Source organism: Rhodoferax sp. (assembly GCF_023701345.1).
In the GTDB taxonomy this organism is placed as follows: Bacteria; Pseudomonadota; Gammaproteobacteria; order Burkholderiales; family Burkholderiaceae_C; genus Rhodoferax.
Map to the genome: position 1 here is coordinate 1 of NZ_JAMPXE010000148.1, position 7275 is coordinate 7275.

General features: G+C 60.1%; 9 protein-coding genes. 2 read left to right on the top strand and 7 right to left on the bottom strand.

What is annotated here, in order from left to right; all coding sequences use genetic code 11:
• The 6 genes from NDI87_RS15365 to NDI87_RS15390 form a co-directional block, all read right to left on the bottom strand.
• Window positions 1-646 (bottom strand): SDR family oxidoreductase (locus NDI87_RS15365; protein ID WP_296276322.1); only part of this gene is annotated, 646 nt, incomplete at its 3' end.
• 23 nt (window positions 647-669) lie between these two features.
• On the bottom strand, window positions 670-1731 hold the full coding sequence (locus NDI87_RS15370; RefSeq protein WP_296276324.1) for an ABC transporter ATP-binding protein: 1062 nt from the start codon (window positions 1729-1731) through the stop codon (window positions 670-672).
• A 33-nt stretch (window positions 1732-1764) separates the two neighbouring features.
• The gene (locus NDI87_RS15375; protein ID WP_296276325.1) at window positions 1765-2589 is read right to left on the bottom strand and encodes a carbohydrate ABC transporter permease; all 825 of its coding nucleotides are present in this window, start codon (window positions 2587-2589) and stop codon (window positions 1765-1767) included.
• Window positions 2590-2596: 7 nt separating this feature from the next.
• The gene (locus NDI87_RS15380; RefSeq protein WP_296276326.1) at window positions 2597-3457 is read right to left on the bottom strand and encodes a sugar ABC transporter permease; all 861 of its coding nucleotides are present in this window, start codon (window positions 3455-3457) and stop codon (window positions 2597-2599) included.
• 159 nt (window positions 3458-3616) lie between these two features.
• On the bottom strand, window positions 3617-4930 hold the full coding sequence (locus tag NDI87_RS15385; protein ID WP_296276327.1) for a sugar ABC transporter substrate-binding protein: 1314 nt from the start codon (window positions 4928-4930) through the stop codon (window positions 3617-3619).
• A 175-nt stretch (window positions 4931-5105) separates the two neighbouring features.
• The gene (locus tag NDI87_RS15390; RefSeq protein ID WP_296276328.1) at window positions 5106-5480 is read right to left on the bottom strand and encodes a hypothetical protein; all 375 of its coding nucleotides are present in this window, start codon (window positions 5478-5480) and stop codon (window positions 5106-5108) included.
• Window positions 5481-5913: 433 nt separating this feature from the next.
• On the opposite strand from NDI87_RS15390, the gene NDI87_RS15395 reads away from it, so the two are divergent.
• The gene (locus NDI87_RS15395; protein WP_296276329.1) at window positions 5914-6537 is read left to right on the top strand and encodes an adenylate/guanylate cyclase domain-containing protein; all 624 of its coding nucleotides are present in this window, start codon (window positions 5914-5916) and stop codon (window positions 6535-6537) included.
• 14 nt (window positions 6538-6551) lie between these two features.
• Here NDI87_RS15395 and NDI87_RS17515 read toward each other — a convergent pair whose 3' ends face one another.
• Entirely contained in the window at window positions 6552-6734 is a 183-nt protein-coding gene (locus NDI87_RS17515; RefSeq protein ID WP_366029029.1) for a rhodanese-like domain-containing protein, read from the bottom strand.
• Window positions 6735-6743: 9 nt separating this feature from the next.
• Between NDI87_RS17515 and NDI87_RS15400 the strand changes: the two genes are divergently transcribed.
• Window positions 6744-7275, top strand: a 532-nt coding sequence (locus NDI87_RS15400) for a YqiA/YcfP family alpha/beta fold hydrolase (RefSeq protein ID WP_296276330.1), incomplete at its 3' end; no start/stop codon positions are given.

A 7275-nucleotide genomic window follows, 5' to 3' on the forward strand; every position in this document is an offset into this window, starting at 1 on the left:
CCTGAGCCGCCTCCAGCAAACTGCCCTTGGCCTTGAGGTCAGCCAGTTTTTCGGCCGGCCAGTCGGCCAGCAGCCCGGTGATCACCGGCCCCGGCGAGATGGCGCCCACGCGGATGCCCACATTGAACACCTGGCGGCGCACGGTCTGCACGAAACAGTCAATGGCCCACTTGCTTGACGCGTAGACCGGCTCCCAGGGCGTGGGGAAATGCGCCGCCAGCGAGCTGGTCACGATGATGTCGCCCGCGCCGCGTTCAATCATGTGGGGCAGCACACCGCGCACGTTCTTCATGACCACGTTGATGTTCAGGTTGAGCATGCGGTCGATCGCGTCGTCATTGGCGTCGACCAGATCGCCGCCCACATACAGCCCGGCGTTGGCGTGGAAGATGTCGAGCTGACCGGTCAGCGCCAGCACGCGCTGGGGCAGGGCCGCGCACTGCGCCGGGTCCAGCAGGTCCAGCACCAGCGGCAAGGCGGCGGTGCCCAGCGTGTCGCAGGCTTTGGCCAGGGCGGCTGCGTCGCGGTCAATCAGCACGACTTGCGCGCCGGCCAGAATCATCGCCTGGGCACTGGCAAAACCGATGCCCGATGCCGAGCCGGTGATGGCGGCCACCTGGCCGCTCAGGGGTTGTATGGAGTTCATGATGGGATGCGGTGGTTGGTCAATCAGTGGGTGGGTGTCTCGTGGGTCTGGCCGGTACGGGTGATGCGCCCGTTGGCATCGAACACATGGGCGGCCTCAAGGTCGATCTGGATGCCCACGCTGTCGCCGCTGCGCAGCGGGGTGCGTTCGTTCTGTCGTGACACCAGTTGTGCGCCCTGGGTCGTGGTGACGTAAATCAGGGTTTCGGCACCGAGCGCTTCCACCAGGTCCACCGTGCCCTGCAACAGTCCCTGGCCGGGCGGGTGCAAGATCACGTTTTCGGGGCGCAAGCCGACAAAGCCACCTTCAGGGAGGCTCAGGCCAGCCGTGGTTTGCAGCACGGGCATCTGCTTGGCCGACACGATGTTCATCTGCGGTGTGCCAATGAACTGGGCGACAAACTGGTTGGCCGGGCGGTCATACAGTTCCAGCGGTGTGCCCACCTGCTCGATCTGGCCGTCGCGCAGCACCACCACGCGGTCGGCCAGCGTCATGGCCTCGACCTGGTCGTGCGTCACGTAAATGGTGGTGGCGCCGAGGTCGCGGTGCAGCTTGGCGATCTCGATGCGGGTCTGGCCGCGCAGCGCGGCGTCCAGGTTGCTTAGGGGCTCATCAAACAAAAACACCTTGGGCGCGCGCACGATGGCACGGCCAATCGCCACGCGCTGGCGCTGCCCGCCGGACAGTTCCTTGGGGGTGCGCTCCAGGTACTGGGTCAGGTTGAGAATTTTGGCGGCACGGTCCACTTTCTCCTTGATCACGGCCGCGTCGACTTTGGCCAGTTTGAGGGCAAAGCTCATGTTCTCGAAGACGCTCATGTGCGGGTAGAGCGCATAGCTCTGGAACACCATCGCCAGGTCGCGCTTGCTCGATGGCAGATGGGTGATGTCGCGGCCGTCGAGCTGCAGTTTGCCGCCGTCGATGTGTTCCAGCCCGGCAATCAGGCGCAGCAGGGTGGATTTGCCGCAGCCCGACGGGCCGACAAAGACCACGAATTCACCCTGTTGGATCTCCAGGTCTATGCCTTTGATGACGCGGGTTTCGCCAAATATTTTTTCGATGCGTTCAAGTTTGAGGTAAGCCATGAAGAGGTCTCCTGGTAATTTTTTAGCTAAGGTTTACTTGACGGCGCCAAAGGTCAGACCTTGCACCAGTTGTTTCTGGCTGAACCAGCCAAACACCACAATGGGCCCGATCGCCATGAACGAGGCAGCTGACAGCTTGGCCCAGAACAGGCCTTCGGGGCTGGAGTAGCTGGCGATCAGCGTGGCCAGCGTGCCGGCCTTGGCAGCGCTCAGGTTGAGCGACCAGAAGGCTTCGTTCCAGCTCAGCACCATGCACAGCAGGCCGGTGGAGGCCAGGCCGCCCAGGGTGAGCGGCAGCAGCACCTTGCTGAATTCCTGCCACAGCGTGGCGCCGTCCATGCGCGCGGCTTCCAGGATTTCACCGGGAATTTCCTTGAACTGCGAGTACAGCATCCAGACCATGATGGGCAGGTTGCTCAGGGTAAAGATGATGATCAGCGCGGTGCGGCTGTCGAGCAGGCCGGAGTTTTGTGCCAGCACGTAGATGGGCACCAGCGCGCCCACGGCAGGCATCATCTTGGTGGACAGCATCCACATCAGGATGTCCTTGGTGTACTTGCCTTTGAAAAACGCCATCGAATAGGCCGCCGGAAAGGCCAGCGCCAGCCCCAGAATGGTAGATGCCACGCTGGTGATCAGCGAGTTCTGGGCATAGAGCAAATAGTCGCTGCGTTCTTGCACGATGGTGAAATTCTCCAGCGTGGGCGTGAAGAGCAGCAGGGGCGGCACCGAGATCGCCTGCAGCTCGGTCTTGAAGGCGGTGAGCACCAGCCAGCCGAGCGGAAAAAACAGCACCAGGGTGACACCCCAGGCGGCCAGCGTGCGAACGTAAAGCAATGGGTTGTTTTGAGTTTTCATGCAGTGCTCACTTATCGAGGTTTTTGCCAACCATGCGGATCAGGAAAATGCCGGCAATATTGGCCAGCACCACCGCAAACAGAGCGCCGGCCGAGGCCACACCGGCATCGAAGTTCAGCAGCGCCTGTTTGAAGATCAGGAACGCCACGTTGGTGCTGGCATCGCCCGGGCCACCGCCCGTGGTGGTGTAGATCTCGGCAAACACACTGAGTAAAAAGATCATCTCGATCATCACCACCACGGCCATTGATCGGCCCAGATGCGGGATGTAGAGGTAGCGCAGTTGTTGCAGGTAGGTGGCGCCGTCCATGCGCGAGGCTTCAAGCTGCTCGCGGTCCATGCTTTGCAGCGCCGTGATGAAAATCAGCGTGGCAAAGGGCAGCCATTGCCAGGTCACGATCATGATCACGCTCCACAGCGGCCAGTCGGTCAGCCAGTCCACCGGTGTCGCGCCAAAGAAAATCCAGACCTGCGCCAGTACCCCGTAAATCGGGTTCATCATCATGTGTTTCCACAGCAGCGCATTGACCGTGGGCATGACAAAAAAGGGCGAAATCAGCAGGATGCGCACGATATTGCGGCCCGGAAACGGCGCGTCCACCAGTAGCGCCAGCAAAATGCCGACCACCACCGTGATCAGGATCACGCTGCCCAACAGCAGCAGGGTGTTGATGACCGCCGCGCCAAATGACGGGTCGGTCATGAAATATTCAAAATTCTCCAGCCCGATAAAGCCGGTCTGATCCGGCTGCAACAGGTTGTAGCGGATGACAGAGAAATAGATCGACATCACCAGCGGCACGATCATCCATAAAAAGAGCGTGACGATGGCCGGTGTCAGCAGGACGCGGGGAATGAATCGGTTCATGGCAAATGCCTCGTAGAGATGTCGTTCAAGGAAAGTCGAGAAGCGGCCAGAGGGCGTAGCAAGCGGATCGAGGTGGGGTCGCTGTACCGCAGCCGCACTCCCGTACGGCGAGGAACACCGGCCCCAGATCGGTCCGCGCAGTAGCCAGATGGATGCTTCTTACTTGTAGTAGCCGGCTTTCTTCATCTCACGTTCGGCCGCCACTTGCGAGGCTTTCAAAGCGGCATCGACCGTCGACTTGCCCGACAGTGCTGCGCTCATTTGCTGCCCGACCGTGGTGCCAATGGCCTGAAACTCCGGAATGGCGGCAAACTGCACGCCCACATACGGGCTCTTGGGCAGGGTGGCGTCGTTCGGGTTGGCGCTGTCGATGGCGGCTTTTTCTGCGGCGGCAAACTTGGCCACTTTCAGGAACTCAGGCCGGGTGTAGGTGCTCTTGCGGGTGCCGGTGGGGATGTTGCCCCAGCCCACTTCCTTGCCAATCAGGTCGATGTATTCCTTGCTGGTGGCCCAGGTCACGAACTTGGTGGCGGCGTCCACTTTTTTGGAGCCCGCGGGAATGGCCAGCGACCAAGCCCACAGCCAGTTGGCACCCTTGGGTGTCACCGCGGTAGGTGCCTGGGCAAAGGCCACCTTGTCGGCCACTTTGGACTGTTTCGGGTCGGTGATGAACGAGGCTGCAATGGTGGCGTCAATCCACATGCCGCACTTGCCTTCGTTGTAGAGCGCCAGGATTTCGTTGAAGCTGTTGGCCGACGAGCCGGGCGGGCCATACGATTTCAGCAAGTCCACGTAGAAATTGATCGCGTCTTTCCAAGGCTTGGATTCCAGTTGCGGCTTCCAGTTCATGTCGAACCACTGACCCCCGAAGGTGTTGACCAGCGGGCCGAGGAAGGCCATGTTGTCGCCCCAGCCCGGCTTGCCACGCAGGCAGATGCCGTAGACGCCGTTTTTCGGATCATGGATTTTGGCAGCCAGGGCCTTGATGTCGGTCCAGGTGGGCTTGTCGGCCACGGTGATGCCGGCCTTGTCGGCCAGGTCCTTGCGGTACATCAGCATCGAGCTTTCGCCGTAGAAGGGGGCGGCAAACAGCTTGCCGTCCACCGACAGGCCGTTGCGCATGGCGGGCAGCAGGTCGTCCACGTCATAGGCCGCGTTGGTCTTGAGTTCGGTCAGCCAGCCTTTTTTGCCCCAGATGGGTGTCTCGTACATGCCGATGGTCATCACGTCGAACTGGCCGCCCTTGGTGGCGATGTCGGTGGTGACGCGGGCGCGCAGCACGCCTTCTTCGAGCGTGACCCATTTGAGTTTGATGTCGGGGTTGGCGGCCTCGAAGGTCTTGCTGTGTTTCTGCATTTCGATCATGTGGCCGTTATTGACGGTGGCAATGACCAGCTCGGTGGCCGCTTGGGACATGCCGCAGAGCGACAGGGCCAGCGAGGCAGCCAGTGTCAGGCGGGTTTTCAGTTTCATGGGGTTGTCTCCTGTGGTTTTGACGTCGTTTGCACTGTTCAGTGCGTTGCTGGCACTGACCCCCTGAACGATACTGATCCTGTCATGCAGATTTGGTACTCAAATTGAAATTATTGGTACTTAATTTCAAAATATACCTAGGATTTATACCTAGTTAAGACATATTTGTATTGTTTTATGCCGCCAGCACCATCATCAGGCGTACCAGCGCGCTGAGCAGCAGCGCCACGCCCACCGACAGCAGCACCGAGAACCCCGCTTGGGTGCGCCCCAGCGTCTTGTGCATGATGGCAAAGGTCGAGATACAGGGCACATAAAAGGTGATGAATACCAGCAGCGTGAGGATCTGCACTGTGCCCAGCACGGTGTTGATGTCCTGCGTGCCCAGGGCCTGAAAGATCATCAGCAGGGAGAGTTCCTTCGGCACGCCAAACAGCAGCGGCAACAGCGGCAGCATGTAGGGCACCACAATGCCAATCAGCCGTTGTGTGGTTTGGCTGTCGATCCAGCCGCTGACCTCGAACACCACAAACAGCACGCTGGCAAACACTGCCAGGCTGGCTCAGCTCCAGCGTGAGTTCAAGGTGACTTTGGAAATTTGTGGCATCGACTACCTGCACGATCAGGTCGGGCGGCTCAAAGGGCGCAGCGAACTCAGGCTCGGCAGGTCCAGCACGCTGGCTTCGTCCAGGTCGATTTGCACCGTGCAGGTGGGTAGATGCGGTGCGTGCCTGTCAATTCGCCGGTTTGTGGCGCGGTGCTGGATGCTGCATCAAACAGCGTGGTCTTGTCGGCGCCAGGCAGACCGATCAGGGCGATGCGCAGGCGCCGCGCAACAGCGAAGTGTGCAGCATGATGCTGGGTTTGGGCACACCTTTGCTGGTGTGTTTCATGATGTCGTGCTTGGTTGCCATATGTGGCTGTATCGTCAACCAGGGGGCAGGGCGCATCTGATATAAAGCTAACAGCAGGGGTAACCAACCATGAATCAATTGCATCGCATTCACGCCAGCGGCTCGCAGGACCGGCTGGACCGACTCATCCAGGAGCGTCTGGAACCGGGCGCTGACAAGGCGCGTATCGACCAGCGCATCTGGGACCTTTTCGGCGAAGACTGGTGCGTGATGTTTACCGACATGTCCGGTTTTTCACGGCGGGTTGAAGAGTTCGGCATTATTCACTTTTTGCAAATCATTCATGAGTCCGAGCGATTGCTGATCCCGGTCATAGAAGACCATGAAGGCATCCTGTTAAAGCTCGAAGGCGATTCATTTCTTGTGATCTTTCGCAATCCGCAAAAAGCGCTGAAATGCGCCATCGGTTTGCAGCAACTGCTGGCAGCCTACAACCTGGACAGATTGCCAGAGGAGCAGGTGCTGTTATGTGTTGGCCTGGGCTATGGCCGGGTTTTGCGCATTGGCGACAGCGATGTGTTTGGTTCTGAAGTCAATGCCGCCAGCAAGCTGGGTGAGGACCTTGCCAAGGCCGGTGATATTCTGGTGACGGGCGCGTTCAAGAGCCAGTGCGGTGACATACCCGGCATAGGTTACGCGTCAATTGATCAGCCGCCAGCGGGCACTGCTTCGGCCTTTCGCATTGCGTTTTGAACGGCATCCAAGCCTCAGAACCTGACCACTGGCCAACCCCGGCGCTTCCAATCGCTCATGCCACCCTGCACATGGTGAACATGGAGGTAGCCTCGTTCGAGCAAAATCGCAAGCGTTGAACTGGAACGGTTCTGGGTGTTGCAGATCAACAGCACTGGCTTGTCGGTGGCAGGGGGTAACCTACATTGCACTATCATTCTTTCACCATGCCCACCACCCACTTGCTCTACCTGCACGGTTTTCGTTCCTCGCCCGCCTCCAACAAGGCGCGTCTGATGGCTGCCACGGTGGCCAGTCGCCACCCCGACGTGACCTGGTGGTGCCCGGCGCTGGCGGCATCGCCCAAACTGGCCATGGAAGAGGTCTTGCAGGGCATTGCGCAGTGGCCCCAAAACAGCATGGCCGTGATTGGTTCCTCGCTCGGTGGCTTTTATGCCACCTGGCTGGCCGAGCGCCTGGGCTGCAAGGCGGTGCTGCTCAATCCGGCGGTGCACCCTGCGCGCGACCTGGCCGCCTCTGTCGGAGACAACGCCCTGTGGCACGACCCGACGCAAAGTTTCAGCTTTGATCCGGCGTATGTGGCTGAACTGCTGGCGCAGGAAGTTGCCCGCATCAGCCGCCCGGAGCGCTACTTTGCCGTGATTGCCCGGGGTGACGAGGTGCTGGACTGGCGCGAGATGAGCGGCCATTACCCGGGCGTGACCATCAAGCTGCTGCCCGCTGGCGACCATGCCCTGA

Excerpts from the sequence above, each read along its gene's own strand:
- NDI87_RS17515 (WP_366029029.1), bottom strand. The coding sequence starts at position 6,734 with ATGATAGTGCAATGTAGGTTACCCCCTGCCACCGACAAGCCAGTGCTG.
- NDI87_RS15370 (WP_296276324.1), bottom strand. The coding sequence starts at position 1,731 with ATGGCTTACCTCAAACTTGAACGCATCGAAAAAATATTTGGCGAAACC.
- NDI87_RS15375 (WP_296276325.1), bottom strand. The coding sequence starts at position 2,589 with ATGAAAACTCAAAACAACCCATTGCTTTACGTTCGCACGCTGGCCGCC.
- NDI87_RS15380 (WP_296276326.1), bottom strand. The coding sequence starts at position 3,457 with ATGAACCGATTCATTCCCCGCGTCCTGCTGACACCGGCCATCGTCACG.
- NDI87_RS15395 (WP_296276329.1), top strand. The coding sequence starts at position 5,914 with ATGAATCAATTGCATCGCATTCACGCCAGCGGCTCGCAGGACCGGCTG.
- NDI87_RS15385 (WP_296276327.1), bottom strand. The coding sequence starts at position 4,930 with ATGAAACTGAAAACCCGCCTGACACTGGCTGCCTCGCTGGCCCTGTCG.